At 55.5% G+C, this 21401-nt stretch carries 13 protein-coding genes; 12 read left to right on the forward strand and 1 reads right to left on the reverse strand.

Annotation, left to right across the window (positions count from 1 at the left end; translation table 11 throughout):
* Positions 1–38 precede the first annotated feature (38 nt).
* Positions 39–1250, forward strand: a complete 1212-nt coding sequence (locus DKK66_RS01385) for a tyrosine-type recombinase/integrase (RefSeq protein ID WP_131354853.1) — start codon at positions 39–41, stop codon at positions 1248–1250.
* Between the two features lie 103 nt (positions 1251–1353).
* Here DKK66_RS01385 and DKK66_RS01390 read toward each other — a convergent pair whose 3' ends face one another.
* Complete coding sequence (locus tag DKK66_RS01390) at positions 1354–2973, reverse strand: hypothetical protein (RefSeq protein WP_131354856.1); 1620 nt, start codon at positions 2971–2973, stop codon at positions 1354–1356.
* Between the two features lie 231 nt (positions 2974–3204).
* On the opposite strand from DKK66_RS01390, the gene DKK66_RS01395 reads away from it, so the two are divergent.
* The 11 genes from DKK66_RS01395 (at position 3205) to brxL (ending at position 21356) form a co-directional block, all read left to right on the forward strand.
* Entirely contained in the window at positions 3205–4107 is a 903-nt protein-coding gene (locus tag DKK66_RS01395; protein ID WP_242673548.1) for a WYL domain-containing protein, read from the forward strand.
* Positions 4104–4694: a DUF1819 family protein gene (locus DKK66_RS01400; protein WP_131354859.1), complete on the forward strand. Its 591-nt coding sequence runs from the start codon at positions 4104–4106 to the stop codon at positions 4692–4694. The genes DKK66_RS01395 and DKK66_RS01400 overlap by 4 nt, the downstream gene beginning before the upstream one ends.
* On the forward strand, positions 4694–5302 hold the full coding sequence (locus DKK66_RS01405) for a DUF1788 domain-containing protein (protein WP_131354862.1): 609 nt from the start codon (positions 4694–4696) through the stop codon (positions 5300–5302). Before DKK66_RS01400 ends, DKK66_RS01405 begins: the two co-directional genes overlap by 1 nt.
* Before the next feature lie 6 nt (positions 5303–5308).
* Positions 5309–8983 carry a BREX system P-loop protein BrxC gene (brxC, locus tag DKK66_RS01410; RefSeq protein ID WP_131354865.1) on the forward strand — a complete coding sequence of 1225 codons (3675 nt, stop codon included), beginning with the start codon at positions 5309–5311 and terminating at the stop codon, positions 8981–8983.
* Between the two features lie 91 nt (positions 8984–9074).
* A complete protein-coding gene (locus tag DKK66_RS01415) occupies positions 9075–9752 on the forward strand; it encodes a hypothetical protein (RefSeq protein WP_131354868.1) in 678 nt (225 codons plus the stop codon).
* Positions 9753–9831: 79 nt separating this feature from the next.
* Positions 9832–13461, forward strand: coding sequence for a BREX-1 system adenine-specific DNA-methyltransferase PglX (pglX, locus tag DKK66_RS01420; RefSeq protein WP_131354871.1), 3630 nt, complete (start codon positions 9832–9834; stop codon positions 13459–13461).
* A 40-nt stretch (positions 13462–13501) separates the two neighbouring features.
* On the forward strand, positions 13502–14140 hold the full coding sequence (locus DKK66_RS01425; protein ID WP_242673611.1) for a DUF3944 domain-containing protein: 639 nt from the start codon (positions 13502–13504) through the stop codon (positions 14138–14140).
* A gap of 11 nt (positions 14141–14151) precedes the next feature.
* Positions 14152–15003: a hypothetical protein gene (locus DKK66_RS01430; RefSeq protein WP_131354877.1), complete on the forward strand. Its 852-nt coding sequence runs from the start codon at positions 14152–14154 to the stop codon at positions 15001–15003.
* A 43-nt stretch (positions 15004–15046) separates the two neighbouring features.
* Complete coding sequence (gene pglZ, locus DKK66_RS01435; RefSeq protein ID WP_131354880.1) at positions 15047–17650, forward strand: BREX-1 system phosphatase PglZ type A; 2604 nt, start codon at positions 15047–15049, stop codon at positions 17648–17650.
* A gap of 102 nt (positions 17651–17752) precedes the next feature.
* Positions 17753–19339 (forward strand): Fic family protein, encoded by a 1587-nt coding sequence (locus tag DKK66_RS01440; protein ID WP_131354883.1) that lies wholly within the window; start codon positions 17753–17755, stop codon positions 19337–19339.
* Positions 19332–21356 carry a protease Lon-related BREX system protein BrxL gene (gene brxL, locus DKK66_RS01445; protein ID WP_131354886.1) on the forward strand — a complete coding sequence of 675 codons (2025 nt, stop codon included), beginning with the start codon at positions 19332–19334 and terminating at the stop codon, positions 21354–21356. The genes DKK66_RS01440 and brxL overlap by 8 nt, the downstream gene beginning before the upstream one ends.
* Positions 21357–21401 lie beyond the last annotated feature (45 nt).

A 21401-nucleotide genomic window follows, 5' to 3' on the forward strand; every position in this document is an offset into this window, starting at 1 on the left:
TTACACAAAAGTTACACAAAAACGGAGCTGAAAACCCTATGCAATCGCCCCTTTCGGACGCATTCATCCAGCGGCTTACGCCCGCAGAAAACGGCCGACGTTACGAGGTCAGGGATACAAAATTCCCTGGCCTCGTTTTGCTGGTAGGCAGGCTCAAGCGCACCTTCTACCTGCATACAAAACTCAATGGCAAACAGGTCAAGATGCGCCTTGGTGAGTTCGGCGCCCTGACCGCAGGACAAGCAAGAATAGCCGCACAACAGGCGCTGGAACGCCTGAACGAAGAAACACTCCCCCGCTCTCATCCCCTCACCCTGCAAGCCATCTTCGATGAGTATCTGGCAGCACGCAGACTGCGGCAGGACTCAGTTGATTCCTACCGCAAGATTGCCAGGCTTTACCTTTCCGACCTGATGCCACTTGCCATCAACAAGATTACCCCTGGGATGTGTCTGGAACGCTATGTGAAGCTGCGCAATGACAAATCGCCATCGAAAGCCAATGATGCACTGCGTGTCCTGTCCATGCTGTTCAACTACGCGGCTGCCGTGCATGAAATGGTGCTACCCAACATCCGCAAACGCGTGGTGATTGCGGGCGCCTATCAAAAAACACCAGCCCGCTCCTCAATGCTGGATGAACGTAACTTGCGAGCCTGGTTTGATTCACTCAAACCCCGCCCATTGCATTACCGGGTCATGCTGTTTCTGGCGGTGACCACTGGGCTGCGCCGGGCTGAAATCGAACGGCTAAAATGGCGAGATATCGATACGAGAGAGGGCCTGATCATTGCCCGGGAAACCAAGAACCACCGAGACCACATACTTCCAATTGGCGAAGGACTGACTACCATTCTGCGCCGGTATTGGGAGGTGCAAAATCGGCCAAGTCCTGAAACAGCCGTATTTGGAGCACGACCAGATCGCTGGGCTGACCTTGCATCACGCAAAGGAGGGATCAAATTCTCCTTGCACGCACTGCGCAGGACTTTTGTCTCTTTAGGAGTCTTAGTGACCGGCAATATTTCATTGGTCAAACGCTTGGTGAACCATGCATCCAGCAATGTCACCGAGTTCCACTACGTCCGGTTTGTAGATCATGACCTCAGGAAAGCGATGCAGAAAATCGAAGCCCGCTTCCTTAGGCATGTAAATCTTGAGGAGCTTCTACCAGAGTTATTGCTAAACCTGATATCCAATCCCTGTCATCTGCAAGTTGATCACCCTCTTGTCGAAGATCTTACTTCCTGACTGGTTAATAAATGATGGCAGAAGATACACGCAGCCATTGAGCCTAGCCGCAATGCAAGTGGGAATAGCACGAGCAATTCCCACTGCTAGCCAGTCCAACCGACTAAGACAAAGACTCCGCCTTTATCAGTCGCACTCGGATTTCATTGATGATCTGACAAATGGCTTGAAGATGTATTTCCGCACCTGCGCCTTCAGCACTCTCCCATTTCAAAGCCCGTTGATGAATGAAGGCAGCAATACGCAGTGAGTCCAGATCCGCCAGTGGCAAGCCATGCCTTTGGATACGATCAGCGATCAAAAGGCAGTCTTCTATTGTTCGGAAACCGTCATAGCCGTCATAGGAAAGGCAGAATGGAAGCAACTCAGCCTCTTCGGTGGTGGCTTCAGGTAAATCTGCCAATCCCAGTTCACCGTTGGAGATCAATGGCCAACCGGTATCAGAGATGACCGGATTGCTGAATACATTGAAAGCTGGGGGCCAAGGTGTAACGCCGTCATCGGGGAAGCCATTCTGGTAAAAAGCCGGTAACTCCCCATGCTCGGCCCTGCCGAGCACATCGGTGAACCAGCCGGCATAAGCCCAGTCCTGCCCCTCGATACGGCCAGACAGCTCAGGAAAACGCTCCAGAACCTTGCGTGCAAGAGCACGTGCATCGTCGTGCTGGCAGTCATCCCAGCCAAAATAGGCCTGTCCTTGTGTGGACACATACTCGGGCCATATGCCATGCCCTCTCCAGCCATCAATACCAGTCGAGCTGGCTGGAAGCAGACGACAACGCCATTCCGAGCCATCCGCAGACCAGCCTGCACTGATTCGTAGTTGCTGATAGCCAGCCTTATGCAACTCATGAACTGCCGCCAGCAACCTCGCGCCGCGTCGAGCGACAGGCTCAGCAGGCGCAGCCTCTGATATCAGTCGCAAGCTGGCCTGATGTGCAGCATCACCAGACTCTGAAACTGCCTGGGCCTGTGAAAGGACAGCAGCGATAAGGGCAGACAACTTACGATGACCATCAAATGGGCTAGAGGATGAAATACCAGCGGCCATAGCCATAAACTGACTTGCTGACTGCTCACTTTGCAACAGCTTTGCAATCGACTGTGGGCTGATCACCATATGCTTTGCCGCCTGAATTGCCTGGAAGGTCGCCCATCCCTCTTCCACGTCGCTATTCAGTTGGTCAGCCATTCGGCTGAATGCTGTGGGTGAAAGGTATCCCGGTGGGGGCTCGACACGCCGCCTAACTCCTGATGACAGCTTAACCAAGCTCCAGATCGAATCATCTTCTGAGCAATTGTTAAATGCATCTGGCAGGTAACCCGACTCAAGTGACTGCTCCAGTGCATCCAGCCAACTGCCCATTTCTGGCGATACATCGCCCTCGCAAGCTTGCCTCAGCTCTTCAGGCACACTCGCCATAATCGCCATGGCCAGTTTCTTGACCGACACATTTTGGTGTAGATAGCCACCGCTATGATCAGCCAGAAAGCGAAAGCCATTGGCAGTGCTGTATCTATACAGAACCCAGCCCATGTCACCCTGTAAATGGTATTCACACCGCCAGTGACATCCAGATGGAGAGGCGTAAGGCAGAATCAGCAGCCGACCATAGCCATGACGAATCAGCCAGATGGCTACCTCAATCACTTTACGGGCAGCCTTCATGGTTTCACCCATTGGGAACGCCCGGTTTACTTCCAGCAACTCATCTTGTTTCATAACGCATCCGGTCAGCAGGCTCTTTGCCAGCAATTCACCCGGCACAGCAAACGGCCAGGCATGCTTGACGACAATCAACCGTGGTCAAATTATTCATATCAGATATTGCCATCATACTGCTTCAATGCGATCATTCCTACGACCTTAAAGTAAACTTTTTGATCTGCGCATTACGATCATTTTGATTACTTAAATGGTATCATCCACGCCCCACCCAACCCGGAGCCTACAGTGCCATCCTCATCCCGGCCCACCGCTGAGGCAGTGGAGATATCGACTGCACAGAAAGAGCGACTGGCTTATCTGGAGATCAAGGTTTTCTTCTGTGGCATCCTGCGCCGAGCGGACCTTGAATCACGGTTTGGCATTGGTTCTGCCGCAGCCACCAGAGACTTGGCGGTCTACCGCGAACTGGCTCCGGATAATCTGCAATACGACCACAACCAACGCGTATATCAGCCCGGAGCTGTGTTCCAGGCAGTTTTCCCGTTTAACAGTGAACGCATCCTCAGCTGGCTATTGCAGGGCTTTGGCGATGGGCTGAATGGCCCACGCAAATCCATCCCTTGTGAAGGCCCGAACAATCTGGTGGCTCCGGATCTGCACCAGCTTGCAGCCATCACCAGAGCCATCCATGCCGGCAAGGCCATAAAGGCAGACTACCTGTCACTCAGCACCGGCCCCAGCCAGCGCGAGCTGGTGCCGCTGGCCCTGGCCGACAACGGCCTGCGCTGGCACTTGCGCGCATACGACCGCAACAAAAACGCCTTTCAGGACTACGTGCTCACCAGGCTGTGCAATGTGGAGATGCTGGAGAGCAAAAGCAGCGAGGCAGAACAACTTGCTGCCGATGAGCAATGGCAGCGCATTGTCGATCTGGAGCTGGTGCCGCACCCAGCCATTCAATGGCAGCAGGCCGTTGCTGCTGATTACGGGATGGTTGATGGCCGTCTGCGCCTGAAAATCCGTGCGGCACTGGCAGGCTACGCTCTGCGTCGCTGGGCGGTGGATTGCACACCGGATGCCCGCCTATCCGCACTGGAGCACCACCTCTGGCTGAACAATCCGCAAACGCTTTACGGTGTGCGCAGTGCCAGCCTTGCCCCCGGATACCAGCCAGGGGGGCCGGTATGAGCCTATACAACGCCGAAGTGTCCGCCGGGTCACTGCTGCCCAATGAAAGCCGCAAGCTGGCAGAACTGCTGCTGACAGAGCCGGATAGTGCTACCTGGACGCATGCCATCAAGGTGGACAACATCCTGCAAAAAAACAGCCCGGCTACTGCCATGCGCATGGCTCGGCTGATCCGTAACCGACTGGAAACGCTGGATGCCAAGGGCTGGCTGATGATTGCTGATGGCACGCCAGAGCTGCGTCTGCAAATGCTGCTGGTGGCCGCCATTCGCCACAGCCGTCTGCTGGGCGACTTCATGATTGACGTCTATCGCAGCCGTCGCCGCCGCATGGAAACCGAACTCAGCCCAGGAGATTGGGACGCATTCCTGCATGAATGCATGCAGCGTGACCCATCGGTCGAAGAATGGAGCAGCAGCACGCAGATCAAGCTGCAACAAGTGGTGTTACGCATTCTGGCCGAAGCTCGCTACATCGACAGCACCCGCACGCTGCACCTGACGCCCCCTTTACTACATCCGCGTGTAATCAGTTATCTGGCAGCACAAAAAGACTACTACACGCGCGAAGCTATGGAACTTGCCTGATGACCGAACTGGAAAAGCAACGCTTTCATGACCGCCTGAACCAGATCCTGCCCAGGCTCACCTCGGACGACCTGCTGAAAAATCGTGGACTGGGCAATGAAATCGGCTTTCACGTATTCGATTACCCTGCCGAATGCGAAGAAGAAATGCGCGATTTTGTCAGCACGGTCATCGAGCCCAACCTTGCCAAACAGGGACTGCGTTTTCACACGGTCAATCTGTTCGACCTCAGCATCCAGTTGCTGCAAGAGCGCAAGCTGCTGGATAAGGCCATTACCATGCAGCGGGAAAAAGGCAACGACGCCGCCATGCCTGGCCTGCGTTCGGTGCTGAAAGAAGACAAGCTGGCTAAACATCTGACAGAGAAGATTGATGTCGGCCAGCAGGATCTGGTGCTGATGACGGGAGTTGGCGCTGCCTACCCCATGGTTCGACTGCATACCTTATTGAGCGCACTACATGCGCATATGAGCGATACCCCGCTGGTTATCTTCTATCCCGGTCGTTACGACGGGGTCAGCCTGCGTCTTTTTGGACTCTCCGCGGAACGCAATGACGCGAATGCCGCGTATTACCGTGCGTTCCAGCTACTCAAATCCGGAAACTAACTGATCATGATTATCCGCGAGCTTTTTGTAAAACAGATCGACCGTCCCATCAATGGCGTCATCAAGGCTGATGACCGCGAAAGCATCTGGCAGGAGCTGGATGAATACGTTGTCACTGGCCAGCTTACCGGCTACATGCGGCAATTTTTCGATGCCTATCTGGCAGGTATCGACAACCCCGGCAACCCGGTTATCGCCAGCCACATGGGGGTTTGGGTATCCGGCTTCTTTGGCTCCGGTAAGTCCCACTTCATCAAGATTTTGTCTTACCTGCTGGAAAACATTGAAGCGACTAACCCAGACACCGGAGAAACACGTCGTGCAGTCGGTTTCTTTGACCAGAGCAAGATTCCGGATGCCATGTTGCTGGCCGACATCCAGCGTGCCGTGCGCAACCCGGCCGATGTCATCCTGTTCAATATCGACGCCAAGGCCGACAGCAAATCCGACCGTGACGTGATCCTGCAAGTCTTCCTGCGCGTATTCAATGAAAAGCTCGGTTTCTCCGGCGATGCACCGCACATTGCCAATATGGAACGCCACTTGGTGGAGAAAGGTGCTTATGACACCTTCAAACAGGCCTTCCAGGACAGCTATGGCAGCCCGTGGGAGCAAGAGCGCGATGCCGTAGACTTCCTGCGCGACAATGTGGTGGAAGCCCTCTCCAAAGCGCTGGGCATGACCGAGGAGTCTGCCGGTGCCTGGTTCGACTCTGCCCGTGATACCTACCGCATCAACATCGAGAGCTTCGCCAAGCTGGTCAACGACTATCTGGCCACCAAGCCCGACAATCACCGCCTGATTTTCCTGGTGGACGAGGTGGGTCAGTTCATTGGTGACAACACCCAGCTCATGCTCAATCTGCAAACCATCACCGAACAGCTGGGCACGCTGTGTGGTGGCCGAGCATGGGTGGTGGTTACCAGCCAGGAAGACATCGACGCTGCCATCGGCGAAAACAACAAGTCCAAGACCCAGGACTTTTCCAAAATTCAGGGACGCTTCAAGACCCGCCTGTCGCTGGCCAGCTCCAATACCGATGAAGTAATTGGCAAGCGCTTGCTGGCCAAGACAGAAGCCGCCCACGTAGAGCTGCGCGATGTCTTTGCGGCAAAAGGCGACATCATCAATAACCAGCTGGCGTTTAGTGGTGACACCGTTTCACTGCGCCACTATCGCGATGCCGCTGACTACGTCAACAACTACCCCTTCCCACCCTACCAGTTCTTCATGCTGTCCAAGGTGTTTGAAGCCATTCGCCGTAACGGTGCTACCGGCAAGCACTTGTCCAAGGGTGAACGCTCCTTGCTGGATGCCTTCCAGAGTGCTGCCACGCACCTCGCCAACGAAGCCATTGACGCCCTGGTGCCGCTGTATGACTTTTACCCGTCGATCGAAAGCTTCCTCGACAGCACGGTGCGGCACAGCATCGACAATGCGGAAAAGGAAATTGGCGGCGCACTGGAAGCCTTTGACCACCAGCTCCTCAAAACCCTGTTCCTGATCCGTTACATTCCGGAAATCGTCAAGGGCAGCGTGGACAACCTCGCCACCCTGTGTGTGGACGAAATAGACTGCGACAAGCTGGCGCTCAAGCGGCGCATCCAGGAAAGCCTGGCACGGCTGGAAAAACAAAGCCTGGTCAGCCGCAATGGCGAAGAATGGATGTTCCTCACCAATGAGGAACAGGACATTGCCCGCGAAATCAGCAATGAAGCCGTCAGCCATGACGACATGAACCGCAAGCTGGGTGAGCTGGTCTTCGATCAGGTATGGCGTGGCAATACCAAGGTAAGACACCGCGAAAGCAAGGCCGATTACGAATTCAACCGCATGCTGGATGGGCGCTTGTATCGCAACACCAGCCACGAGCTGAGCCTGCAAGTCATCACCCCGCTGTTTGACGACTATAGCCTGTTCAATGACAGCAAATGCCGCCTGCTGACCGCCCAGCCCGGCCTGGCCATCATCCGGCTAAACGATGCAGATCGCCTGTATGCCGAGCTGCAAATGCTGAAAAAGATCGACAACTACATCGAGAGCAAATACGAGTCCGCCAGCCTGGCAGCCAAGAAGATTCTCGGCTTCAAGAAGGACGAAAACCGCACCCGCGAAGAGCGCCTGCGCGAACAGATCGACACCCTGCTGTGCGATGCCGTGTGCTATGCCATGGGCGAAGCCATTACCATCAAGGCAGGCAGTGCCGGCACGGTGCTGGATGAGGTCATCAATTATCTGGTAACCAACACCTACAACAAGCTCAACTTCCTGCAACCTTGCAACGATGCCTTCGAGCAGATCCGGGCAACCTTGCAGGCAGACTCGGTAGAACAGCAATCCTTGCTGTCCAGCACGGATGTGCCGAATGCAAAGGCACTTGAAGCCGTGCGTGAATTCCTGCTCATCAAGGCCAGCAGCACCCAGGTGATTCTGGAAGATGTGGTCACCCACTTCAGCGGCATCCCTTATGGCTGGAAACCGACCTGGGAAATCGTGTTGCTGATTGCCCGCCTGTTCATGGCCGGTGAAATCAAGCTGATGATGGATGGTGACGACCTGGAACCACGGCAGGCCGTTGAGCCACTGAGCAAGGCCATCCGCTTCAGGAATGTGTCCATTCTCAAGCGCAAGGTCACCGGTGCGCTGGAGTTGAAAAAAGCGCGTGACCTTTACAAGCAACTGTTCGCCCAACTGGCACGGGAGGACGAAGACGGCCTGGTGAGCGACTTCCGCACCCGCCTGCAAAACTGGGCAAGCGAGCTGGCCACTTATCAGATCCAGGCCAAGCAGCCTCACCATCCTGGCGCGGACGATATCGACAAACTACAGGCACAGATCAAGAAGCAACTGGCCATCCGTGATGCCTTTGCCTTTATCGAAGCGCTGAACGAGGACAAGAACAGCTGGCTGGATGCAGAAGAAGACCTGCGCGACCTGCAAGACTTCTACAAAGCCGATGGCCAGATCCAGACCTGGAGCAGACTGCTCAAGGGCTTGCGCGTCTTCGAACAGAACAGCGACAAGCTGCGCTCCGATGACAAGGCCAGCCCCGCACTATCCAAGCTGGAAAGCATCCGTAACAACACCCGCCCCTACGGTCAGATCAAGGATATTGATGCCCTGCTGGCCACCGTGGATGCCGTAAACCAGCAATTGATTGATGACAAGCGCCAGCATGCACTTGGCAAGATCGAAGAGCGTATCAACAGCGTGCAAGCGGATCTGGATGCCATCCATGCACCAGCTGATTTGTGCAACCGGGCGCTGTTGAAATTGCAAAAGCTGAAGGCCGAGGTGCAGGCAGAGACCGGTATTCCCAGAATTCTCTACCTGCAAGGCCAAGCCGCCACCTTGCAATCAGAAGCAATCGACCTGATTGCCAACCATCAGCAGCAACTGCAACGCCAGCAGCAGCAAGCACTTGAGCAAGAGAAAAAACGTGCGGCTGAAGCAGGCAGCAAGGCCGCCACGGCCAACACAGCCCCGACCGCAACGGTAGCGGAAGCTCCAGCACCCCAGACAGTGATCAAGATCGTGAAAACGGTGAAATCGGTGCATGCCGCCAGCCTGCTCAGCAGCGACTTCCTGGAAAGCGAAGCCGATGTCGATGCTTACCTGAGCAAGCTGCGCAGCGAACTGCTGAAGGTGGTGCAGTCCGGGCAACGCGCGCGGGTGGAATAAAGCAAAGTTAGCCGTTACTCCCCATGCCGCTGCCGCTGTCTGACAACCGGTATGGGGAGCACATGAAATCATTATTGGGAAAGAGTGTGTCATGACCGTGCAGATCATTATCGAAGACCATGTAGTTCCCCAGCTGTTCACCTCCGCCATCGAGGCTTACGAGTTTGAACACAAAACGCACAAACGCGTCAAAGGCAAAACCGGGCTGGAAACCTATGGCCTGCTGTGGGGCTATGTGCTGCCAGAACGTAATGGTCAGGCCACCCGCGTGGTGGCCACCCTAGCCACCATTGAAACATCTGCCCTGCGCCATGAAGACTCAGTAACACCGGATCTGGAGTCCCTGCGCATGAAGCGCGACTTCTTCCAGCAATACTGGCCGAATCTGGAGCTGGTAGGCACCTTCCACTCCCACCCTTATGACAACCTGCCGACGGTGCAGGAAATCAAAGGCTGGCGTGCCAGTGTGGGCGACAAAGAACACTGGCCTTGGGTTCACCAGGAGCTGGCACCGGAACTCCCCCACATGGCACACCTGATTGTCACCATCACCGGGCTGGAACGCCGTGGCCGTGCTGCCCCCAAGGAACTGGACAATGGCGAGGCCGGCACCGGCTTTGTGCTGTCGTCCGACTATCGCAAGTTCTGGATCAAAGGCTATGCCACCGAGGCTGTCATGGATGAAGACGCCGTAGAAGCTGACTACAGCTTCAACACCCTCGATGACATCCAGCTGGACATTCCTTCGCTGGTCAAACGCTTCCAGTAGGGCAATAGCCTGATCAGCCCCAAGCCGATTAACGAACTCTCAGGCCAGGCAACACGGCACTGGCCTGCAAGCAAATACCATGAACAAATCTGCTCTTAAAACCTACGCCCCTCAGGCCCGTCGTGACTTCATCGACATGGTGACCAGCCGTGCCGCCCAGCTTGGCCTGGCCGATCACAAAGGCGTGCTGATGGTAGACCCCTGCACCGTGCAGGGCGATGTCGCCATCATCGCTGGGCAAGCCTTTCCGGCCAAATACCATGGCCTCCGCCAGCAGCTGATCAACCGCCTGCAACGCGATGGCTTTGCGGCGACCATGGAGGCCATTGCCTACACCTGGTTCAACCGCATGGCCGCGCTGCGCTATATGGAGTTGCAGGATGGCTTCCTGCCCCACGGCGTGCGCGTGCTCAGCAGCAGCACCCCGGATGGCCTGCCGGACATCCTCAGCCACGCGCTGGAACTGGCTGGCAGCGGTGAGCTGCCCGGCATCAGTGCCGAACTGGTTGGCCAACTGAAGCTGGCCGGCAAGGATGGCGAACTCTACAAGCGCCTGCTGGTGGCACAGTGCAATGCGCTGTCCAGCGCCATCCCCTTCCTGTTTGAACGCATTGACGACGAAACCGAACTGCTGCTGCCGGACAACCTGCTGCGTAGCGACTCGGTAGTGCGCAAGCTGGTCAACAGCATTGAAGAAGCCGACTGGCAGCAGGTGGAAGTGATTGGCTGGCTCTACCAGTTCTACATCAGCGAAAAGAAAGACCAGGTCATCGGCAAGGTGGTGAAGAGCGAGGACATCCCCGCCGCCACCCAGCTGTTCACCCCCAACTGGATCGTCAAATACCTGGTGCAGAACAGCATCGGTCGCTTGTGGCTGCAAGCCAACCCCGGCTCGACACTGGCCAGCGAATGGGCCTATTACATCCAGCCCGCCGAACAAAGCCCGGAAGTGCAAGCCGAGCTGGAGCAACTGATCCAGACCCGCATCGCCGAAGACGGCGACACGCTGAACCCGGAATCTATCACCGTGCTGGACCCGGCCTGCGGCTCCGGCCACATCCTGGTGGAAGCCTACGACCTGCTCAAGGCCATCTATCAGGAACGCGGCTACCGCCTGCGTGACATCCCACGGCTGATTCTGGAGAAAAACCTTTACGGCCTGGACATCGACGACCGCGCCGCCCAGCTGGCTGGCTTTGCGCTGCTGATGAAAGCCCGCGCCGACGACCGCCGCCTGTTCGACGAAACACCCAAACTCAACGTCCATGCGCTGCAAGACAGCCACCAACTGGATACAGCTGCACTTGCCGACACCATCCTGGCCAGCGCCCTGCAACAGGTAGGCAGCAATGGTGGCGACCTGTTTGGTGGTGGCTCAAGCCAGCAACAGCACAGCAGCGGCATTACCAGCCACGACCTGCGTGAGCTGATCGACTTCTTTGCCTACGGCAAAACCTTCGGCTCCCTGCTGACCCTGCCTGCCGCCTTGGCAAACAAGCTGCCCAAACTGGCGGCCCTGTTGGAACAGGTAGCCCAAGACATCAATAGCACCGGTGGGAATAGCGCAGCGGAAGTAATCCAGCACTTTCTGCGCCCAGCCCAAGCACTGGCGGCACATTACGATGGGGTAATTGCAAATCCTCCGTATATGGGTGGCAAGGGTATGAATGCCCCAGTCAAAGAGTTCGCAAAAAAGAACTTCCCTGACAGCAAGTCCGATCTGTTTGCCATGTTCATTGAGCGCGGATTTGACTGGTGCAAATCATCCGGCTTTAACAGCATGGTTACGATGCAAAGTTGGATGTTCCTGTCGTCATATGAGGCTATGCGTGAAAAGCTACTGTCAGAACGCACTCTCTCGAATATGGTTCATATGGGTAATGGTGTGATGGGTATTGCCTTCGGCACCGCCGCATCCGTTTTCTGGGGTAAACACGTAAGGGATTACGAAGGTAGCTTCTCCTACTGTGAAAGCGACGACGTGAATGAGAACGGTGCACCGAGAGAGTTTCCGGCAAGAAATGAACGCCTTAAAAATGCCAAACCGGATGACTTCAAGAAAATTCCAGGAAATCCTATTGCATACTGGGCGGAGACGGGCATAAAAAATGCATTTTTCAAAAACATGAGCCTATCTACACAAGCGACCCCCAAGCAGGGCCTAGCCACAGGAGATAACAATAAATTTCTTAGAAACTGGAGCGAAGTTTCATTTCATAAAATAAATTTTAACATCTTAAGTTACAAAGAATCTATTTCCGAAAAAATAACATGGGTTCCATACAGCAAAGGCGGAGGCGAAAGAAAATGGTTTGGATTTAATGACCACATCGTGTTCTGGAAAAATGGAGGAGAGCAGATAAAAAATTTCAAAGACGAAAATGGCAATGAGAGATCTAGATTTCGGGGATACGATTATTACTTCCAAAATGCGGCCACTTGGGGATTAGTAACATCAGGAAATTTCTCTTGCCGCTACAGAAACAACGGCTTTGTTTTTGACATAGGAGGGATGTCACTCTTCTCCGAAAACAACCAAAGTCTATACTTCCTAATTGGCTTCTTAAATTCGAAGATAGCCTCAAAAATGCTAAAAATAATAAATCCAACATTAAATTTCCAAGCTGGGGACATAGGAAGACTACCGATCCCCAGCAAGACCAACAACAAGGAGCACATTGCGGCCCTGGTCGAAAAATGCATTGCAATTAGCAGACAAGACTGGGACTTATCTGAAACCTCATGGAATTTTAAATTCCACCCATTTATAGAACTAAAACGCAACAACATAAAATCATCATGGAACGAACACAACAAAGAACGTAAAAAATATCTTACAGAATTAAGACTACTAGAAGAGGAAATTAATCAGGAATTCATTGAATCATACGAACTACAAGATGAACTATCTCCAGAAGTGCCAGAAGAACAGATCATCCTCACTCGCGCCGACCGCGAAAAGGACATGCAACGCCTGGTGTCTTACGCCACCGGTTGCATGATGGGTCGCTACAGCCTGGACGAGCCGGGGCTGATCTACGCCCATTCCGGAAATGAAGGCTTTAACCCTGTGCGCTATGCCACCTTCCCTGCGGATTCTGACGGCATCGTGCCGGTGTCTGACATGGCCTGGTTTGCCGATGATGCCACCTCACGCGTGATCGAGTTTGTCGAGACAGTATGGGGCAAGGAAACCTTGGCAGAGAACCTGGCCTGGCTGGCGGAGAGCCTGGGGCAGAAAGCTGACGAAAGCCCGGAAGAGGCCTTGCGCCGCTACATCGCCGGCAGCTTCTTCAAGGATCACTGCCAGACCTACAAGAAGCGCCCGATTTACTGGCTGTTCTCCAGTGGCAAGCAAAAGGCTTTCGAGGCTCTGGTCTACCTGCATCGTTACAACGAGGGCACGCTGTCGCGCATGCGCGCCGAATACGTGGTGCCGCTGACCGGCAAGATGGCCGAGCGCATCAAGCTGCTGGAAGATGATGCCGACAAGGCCAGCTCCGCCCCAGCGCGTAAGGCGATCGACAAGGAAATCACCAAGCTGAAAAAGAAGCTGGAAGAACTGCGCCTATACGACGAAAAACTGCGCCACTACGCCGACATGCGCATCAGCCTGGATCTGGACGACGGCGTAAAGGTGAACTACGGCAAGTTTGGTGACTTGCTGGATGGGGTAAAAGCCATTACTGGCGGTAACGGAGACGAGTGAGACCCAGACCATGAAACTAAGCAATTTTGGATTGAGCGATATGGAAATCAAGTTCCGGGAAGACGCGGATCTTAATGTGCTGCAACATGCCAGCAATGCAGACTTGCGCACCCTGGTGAAGTATCTGACGCGGGACAAGGATGGCGCTCTGCGCACATCCCAGCAGCTGTTGGACCAGCCTCGCTTCAAGGCTGCGGGGGAGAAGCTGAATCAGGTGTGGGACCTGATTGCAGCCGAACTGCAACTGTATGGCGGCAACACGGTGACCAATCTGTTCCGCAGGACGGGTGTGACTTACCGTGAAATTTTGCTGGATGTATGCGAAAGCCAGTCCATCAAAATCAAACCCAGCGAATCCATTTTTGATATGGAATCACAGCTGATCGAAGGGCTGATTGGCAAGCTGTGGGACAAGCTGAGCCCGGAACAGCGCAAAGAATTTTTCGATACCATTGCGTCGAATATCGCCAATAAGGATCAGTCACTGGCAGACCGAATCATCCAGGCCATCAAGCTGAACCCAACGATTGTCTACACTACGGCAGCCTTGATTGCAGGCCCATCTGGTTGGGCAATGCTATTGCAATCAATTGCCGGTCCTGCATACGAGGTGACCACACCCTGCGTGGTTCACATTGCCTACATCCGCAGAACCCTGACTGAAGTCAACCGCTACTGAGAGCGCGCACAATGGAAACACTGTTCCGAATTGTTACCGAAAAAGTAAATCCCGAAGTGCTAGCAGGCCTTGAATCAGGGAAAATGAGACTTTCAGTCTCGCGTGGACTTGCCTACTGGGCCAAGGGGTCGGGGCATACTGGCGTTGTTCAGCAATTGCCGTTTGAACCGGTCAGCATGCAGGACCCCAGCAATCTGCTGCAATCCGCCCAAGCGCTACAGCAGGGGGCCGTGATGGCCACGGCGATTGGCACCGGGGTTATCCTGGCGGCCATAGTCATTCAGACCGCCTATCTCGCCAAAAAACTGAACAAGCTGCAAAGCACGGTTGACCGTATCTCGCAGGATGTTCATGCGCAGAACATCATCTTCTACATGGAGAAGATTACGCATTACTTCGGTCAGGTAGAGGCTGCACGTGATTATCTGGCATCGCCGGATGCACACGAAGAAGTCAGGGATATCGCTCCAGTCATCCTTGCCAATCTGGCCACCGAGCGTGCCCAGTTGATGCTGTTCATCAACAACATCATGGAATTGGCCAAGAATTCGGATCACATCAGCCAGGAGCATTACACGCTGATCATCGACTTCGTTGCCATGGCTATGGACTTGATCCCCAAGGGCTTGTTCATCGAGAAAGAGCTGTATGTCTATGTGGAAAAATTTGTGCTCGCCGAGCAAATTTCTACTCAAGGCATCAAGCGTTACATGGCCCTGATCCAGGAATACAAGGACTGGTGCAACAACCAGTTCCGCCTGGCATTGAAGGGGGACAAGCGCGCAGCGCTGCTGACCGAGCGGGATCAAACCCTGAAAGCCCTGTTCCAGTCAGAAGAAAACCGCTTGTTGCTGTCCGTCTGACTAATTGTTCCAACCCCGTAACACCAGCCTGAATCCACCAGCCATGACCTCAAAAGTTAGCATTTCACTGGAATCACAATTCCGCGCCACCCGATTCGTGTTCTGGCATGACACCGAATCTCACTACACGGATGAGGTTGAGCAATTTCAACTGCCGGGCGTGCAACTGCTGCGCGTGGATGAGATGCCCGCGCTTGAAATCAAGCGGTTGGTGGAACAGGCCCCGGCTGACAGCAAGTGGCTTTTCTACAGCACCCAGCCCGAACCAATGCCGGAGCATGACTGGCTGCTGGACGTGCGCATGCGCAGTCGCTCCTTCCATGCCGACAGCTTGTCGATTCTGATTGCAGACTGGGGCTTGTCCCCCGCCCTGCGCCCACACCTGCAACAGCGCAGCAAATACCTGGCTGCCAAGGAGAGAGTGGCACGCCTGGGCAAGTTGGTGCTGCCCGGGGACAGTGCCGCAGATCTGGATCGCAAGATGATTGCCGCCTCGGTGCGGGCGGATCAGCCGGACTTCTCCTCCATCCTGCTGCGCTTGCTGACTGCGCTGGAACAGGACGGCAAGGTGGATCTGCAAGCCAGCAGCCGCGGCTGGGACGAGTTGGTCGCCATGGAGCTGGCGCCGGCCTTCTGGCAGCTGGTGGAAGCGGAAACGGGCTACCGTGAAGAAGCGCCGAGCTTGCGCAGCCTGATCATGCACATGCTGGTAAGCGACCTGGCACGCGGCATCCGGGGTGAGCTGCCCTTGTCCTTGCAGCACTTCATGTTGCCGGACCCGGTGAAGGCGGCCACGGTATCAGTGTTCATCAGCCAGTGGCGTGCCAATATCGGCCATTTCGACAGCTACAACGCCATCAGTGCCGAGGTGGCCGAACAGCTGCAACTGGGCCAGGCACTATCAGGCCTGAACACCGAGGCCCTGCTGGATGCCATGACCTTTGCCGAGGTGGAAAAGCTGATCATTGTCGATTTGCGCAACCGCATTCTGTCCGGGGCGGGTGCCGCGCTGGATACGGTGCGCAATGCCTTTACCCGCCGCCGTGACGGCCATTGGGCCAACCCCAAGCTGGCTGCCAACAGCACGATTACCCGCGCTCTTGTAGCCTGTTACGAGGCACTGGAGGCTGCTGCCGACCTGTTTGATCTGCAAGCCCTGCACAAGGGCGGTTTCAGCTTTGCCGATGCCAGCACGGCAGCCAATGCTTACCAGCAACAGCTCTTCCGCTTTGACCAGGACTATCGCCACTTCCATTTTGCCGCGAGTCAGGTGGACACCATGGGCTGGCAGCTGCTGCACACCTTGCGCGACCGGGTGGAAGGCCTTTACTCCGATTGGTTCATTCCGCAGCTGTCCACCGCCTGGGGCAAGGTGCTGGAAGGCGATAGCGGCCTGCTGCAACGCTGGCAGATTCCCGGCAAGGTGAATCAGGAGCAGTTCTTCCAGCGCGAGGTGCAGTCGCTGCTGGAGGGCAGTATCAAGCGGGTGTTTGTGGTGATTTCCGATGCCTTCCGCTACGAGGCGGCTGAGGAGCTGTGCCGCAACATTACCAGCCGTAATCGCTTCAAGGCCTCGCTGGACAGCATGCTGGGGGTATTACCCAGCTACACCTCGCTGGGCATGGCTGCCTTGCTGCCGCACACGGCGCTGTCCTACAAGCACAACGAGCAGCTGGACGTGCTGGTGGATGGCAAACCCACCAGCACGCTGGAGCAGCGTAGTGCCATTCTTGCCGCACGTGACGGACTGGCCATCAAGTGGGAATCGCTGATTGAACTGGGCAAGGAAAAAGGCCGCGAGCTGGTGCGTGACTACCGCGTGGTGTATGTCTACCACGACCGTATCGACATGCTGGGTGACAAGGCGGCGTCCGAATCCAAGACCTTTGAAGCCGTGCGTGACACGGTGCAGGAGCTGGATGAGCTGATTGCTTCGCTGATCAATAATCTGAACGCGTCCACGGTGCTGGTAACGGCGGACCATGGCTTTCTGTATCAGCAATCCAGTGTTGATGCTGCCGACAAGTCCACGCTGGAGGTCAAGCCGGACGGCATCGTCAAATCGAAAAAGCGCTATCTGCTGGGCCACAACCTGGGCAAGACCGACAAGGCCTGGTGCGGCAATACGCAGGTGACTGCCAACACCACCACCGAGGGCAGCGTTGACTTCTGGGTGCCCAAGGGTGCCATCCGCTTCCATTTCGCGGGCGGTGCCCAGTTTGTGCATGGCAGCGCCATGCCGCAGGAGGTGCTGGTGCCCCTGCTGACGGTTAAGGTGAGTGATTCAGAAAAGGCCAAGACCTCGCAAGTGGGTTTTGCACCGCTGATGCTGACGCAGAAGGTGGTAACCAACATCCAGAAGTTTGAATTCATCCAGACCGAGCCGGTAACCGACAAGGTGCTGGCCCGCACCGTGCGTATTTCCTTGCGGGATGGCAATACCCTGATCAGCAATGAGCAGACCGTTACCTTTGATAGTGCCTCCACCTCGATGGAGGATCGCAAGAAAACGGTCATCCTTACCGTGCAGGCAGGTAGCTATGACAAGCTGAAGGATTACTATCTGGTAGGGATGGATCAGGACGGCAAGAGCGAGGTGATCCGCATTGCCTTGAAGATTGACCTAGCGCTGGCCAATGAATTCTGAGCAAGTTTCGGGTGATGATTGCAGCGGCCAAGCGTCGCTGTAATCATTTTTCCGGTTTTGATCTAGAATCTAAGCGTTTATTCGACGGCGTAAGCGAAAATCATGCCCCACATCGGCTATCAATGGTTGGCCAAACACTATGGGATCACTCCGGTGCATCCCTTTGCCGTGCATAGCGAGATTGGTCGCACACGCAGCACCATGGTGACCGATGGCGTGCGCCGTGAAGTATATACCGAGCATTACCGGCCACAGGCCAATCTGGCAGATCAGCTGACCTTCGCCTTCAAATATGAAGGCATCCATCTGGAGTTTCTCGCCCGGCTTGCACAGCTGCCAGGCGTCAAACAGGCACTGGAAGAATGGATCGCGCGTGAGCCAACCGGTGCCTACGCGCGCCGTGCCGGTTTTTACTACGAATGGCTGACGGGTGAGCAGCTGGCCTTTGCCGGGGTCAGCAAAGGCAATTATGTTGACGCCCTTGATGCCGAGCTGTTTGTTACCGGCAGCCCGGTAAATAACGCCCGCTGGCGTGTGCGTGACAATCTGCCGGGCAACCGGGACTTCTGCCCCATCATCTGGCGCAGCCCTGCCGTGCGTGCCGCGGAAAGCTACGACATTCCTCAGCATCTGGCCGCGCTGGAGGCTGATTACGGCATCGACCTGGTGCTGCGCAGCACGGTCTGGCTGACAGTCAAGGAAAGCCGAGCCAGTTTTCTGATCGAGCGGGAGCAAGAACAGGAAGACCGCATCCGGCGCTTTGCTGCGGTGATGGAGACCGAGTGCGGCATACACCCCCAACCACTTGCACCAGACACGCTATCGGCCCTGCAACGAGCCATTCTGGGGGATGCCGCCCTGCGCTACGGGCTGCGCCGTTCTCCCGTATTTGTTGGCCATACCGCACGCTATCAGCAGGTGGTGGACTACATCGGACCGCACTGGGATGAAACCATCCCGATGCTGCAAGGCCTGGCGCAGTTTCTGGACAAAACCAGGACAACATCTGCGCTGGTGCGCGCGGCAGTGGCATCCTTCGGCTTTGTTTACATTCACCCCATGGCGGATGGGAATGGGCGGATCTCGCGCTTCCTGATCAATGATGTGCTGCGGCGCGATGGCATCCTGCCACCACCACTGATCCTGCCCGTTTCGGCCACCATCACGCATAGCACCTACAACCGTGCCGATTACGACCGTGTGCTGGAAAAATTCTCTCGCCCGCTGATGCAACGATATGCCAGCCATTACCGTTTTGCCGAGGCGGTGCAGGCGGAAGACGGTGTGGAATACAACTTCCACTTTGATGCCTACCAGGACGCCCTGCCCGCCTGGCGTTACCCGGACCTGACGCCCCATGTGGCCTATCTGGCAGATATTGTTGACCAGACCCTGACACGGGAAATGCGGCAGGAAGCGCAATTCCTGCATGCCAACGAACAGGCACGCCAAGGCATCAAACAAGTGCTGGAAGCACCGGATGCCGAGCTGGACGTCATCATCCGCAGTGTGCGGGAAAGTGGCAACCGCATCTCCGGCAAGCTGGGCAAACGCTATCCGCTGCTGGCAGAAAAACCTGCGCTGGCAGCACGAATCATCGACGCCATCTCCCGCGCCTTTGGCGATGACACTGCCGAACAGGCCGGAGACGAGCATGCAAGAACAACTGAAGACAACAATCATGACTGAATCCAACGCTGATCTGGACACCCTGCTCAACCAACAATTTGCCGGCAAGGTGGTGCGCAAAGACCTGACCAAGATGATCAAGGAAGGTGCCAACGTCCCGGTTTACGTGCTGGAGTATCTGCTGGGCATGTATTGCTCGTCGGATGATCCGCAGATCATCGAAACCGGTCTGGGCAATGTAAAGCGCATCCTGGCTGAGAATTATGTGCGGCCCGATGAGGCCGAGAAGATCAAGATGAAGATCCGCGAGAGTGGCACCTACAAGGTCATCGACAAGGTGACCGTCAAGCTCAACGAAAAGCGAAATGTCTATGAGGCCCTGTTGTCCAACCTGGGCGTCAAGAATGCCGAAATTCCGGATGGCTTCGTCCGCCAGTTTGAAAAGCTGCTGGTGGGTGGCATCTGGTGCATCATCACCTTGCAATTCCATCACGAAGAGAACCAGAAGGGCTCGCCCTTCATCGTGACCGACCTCAAGCCCATCCAGATGCCCAATATGGACATGCAAGGGCTGTTTGAGGGACGCAAGGCATTCAGTGAGGAACAATGGATTGATGCCCTGATCCGGGCCACCGGCATGGAGCCAACCTGCTTCAAGGAACGGGCAAAGTGGCACCTGCTGGCGCGTATGATTCCGCTGGTGGAGAACAACTACAACTTCTGTGAACTGGGGCCACGCGGCACCGGCAAGAGCCATATCTACAAGGAAATCAGCCCCAACAGCATTCTGGTTTCCGGTGGACAGACAACCGTGGCCAACCTGTTCTACAACATGAGCAGCCGCAAGGTAGGCCTGGTGGGCCTGTGGGATGTGGTGGCCTTCGACGAGGTGGCCGGCATCAACTTCAAGGATCATGACGGCGTCCAGATCATGAAGGACTACATGGCCTCCGGCTCCTTCAGCCGCGGTCGTGACTCAATCAACGCCAGCGCGTCCATGGTGTTTGTCGGCAACATCAACCAGTCAGTGGAGTCACTGGTCAAAACCAGCCACCTGCTGGCTCCCTTTCCCGAAGTGATGATCGACTCGGCTTTCTTCGACCGCTTCCACGCCTATGTGCCCGGTTGGGAAATCCCCAAGATGCGGCCGGAGTTCTTCACCAATCAATACGGCATGATTGTTGACTACCTGGCCGAGTTTCTTCGTGAAATGCGCAAACGCAACTTTGCCGACGCCATCGACAAGTGGTTCCGCCTGGGTAACAACCTCAATCAGCGCGATACCATTGCCGTTCGACGCACCACGTCCGGCCTGCTGAAGCTGATTGCACCGCATGGCGAATACAGCAAGGAAACCGTGCGCCAATGCCTGGAATACGCACTGGAAACCCGCCGTCGGGTGAAGGAGCAACTGAAGAAGATAGGCGGCATGGAGTTCTACGATGTCCATTTCAGCTACATTGACCTGGAAGATGGACAGGAACGCTTTGTCACCGTGCCGGAGCAATCCGGTGGTGCTCTGATTCCGGAAGGTCGCCTGAACCCGGGCACACTGCATACCATCAGCATGGGCAAGAGTGAAATGCCGGGGAGCTATCGCCTGGAAATCCAGACCATGGCTGGTGGTGGCAAGCTATCCGTATCCGGCGCGGCACCAAGAGAGCCGGTCAAGATCGCCTTTGACTACTTCAAGGCCAATGCCTCGCGTGTCAGTGCCGGGATCAGGGCGGGAGAAACCGATTTCCACCTGCATCTGGTAGAGCTTCAACATACCGGCGACCCGGAAACGCTCACCCTGGCCAGTTTTATTGCCTTGTGCTCCGCCGCGCTGGGGAAACCGATCCAGCCGCAGATGGTTGTGCTTGGCGACATGAGCCTGGGGGGAACCGTTGTGCAAGTGAGAAACCTGGCAGAAACCCTGCAAGTGGCTTTCGATGCAGGTGGCAAACGCATCCTGTTACCGATGTCCAGCGTGGTTGATATCCCCAGCGTGCCCGGTGAGTTGTTTGCCAAATTCCAGACCAGCTTCTATTCAGATCCGGTAGATGCAACCTTTAAAGCGTTAGGAATTGAGTAGTTTGTTTCCAACTATAAGGATGAAACCTTGATGTTGAAAAAAATT

The organism is Aquitalea sp. USM4 (assembly GCF_004328945.1).
Lineage (GTDB): Bacteria > Pseudomonadota > Gammaproteobacteria > Burkholderiales > Chromobacteriaceae > Aquitalea > Aquitalea pelogenes.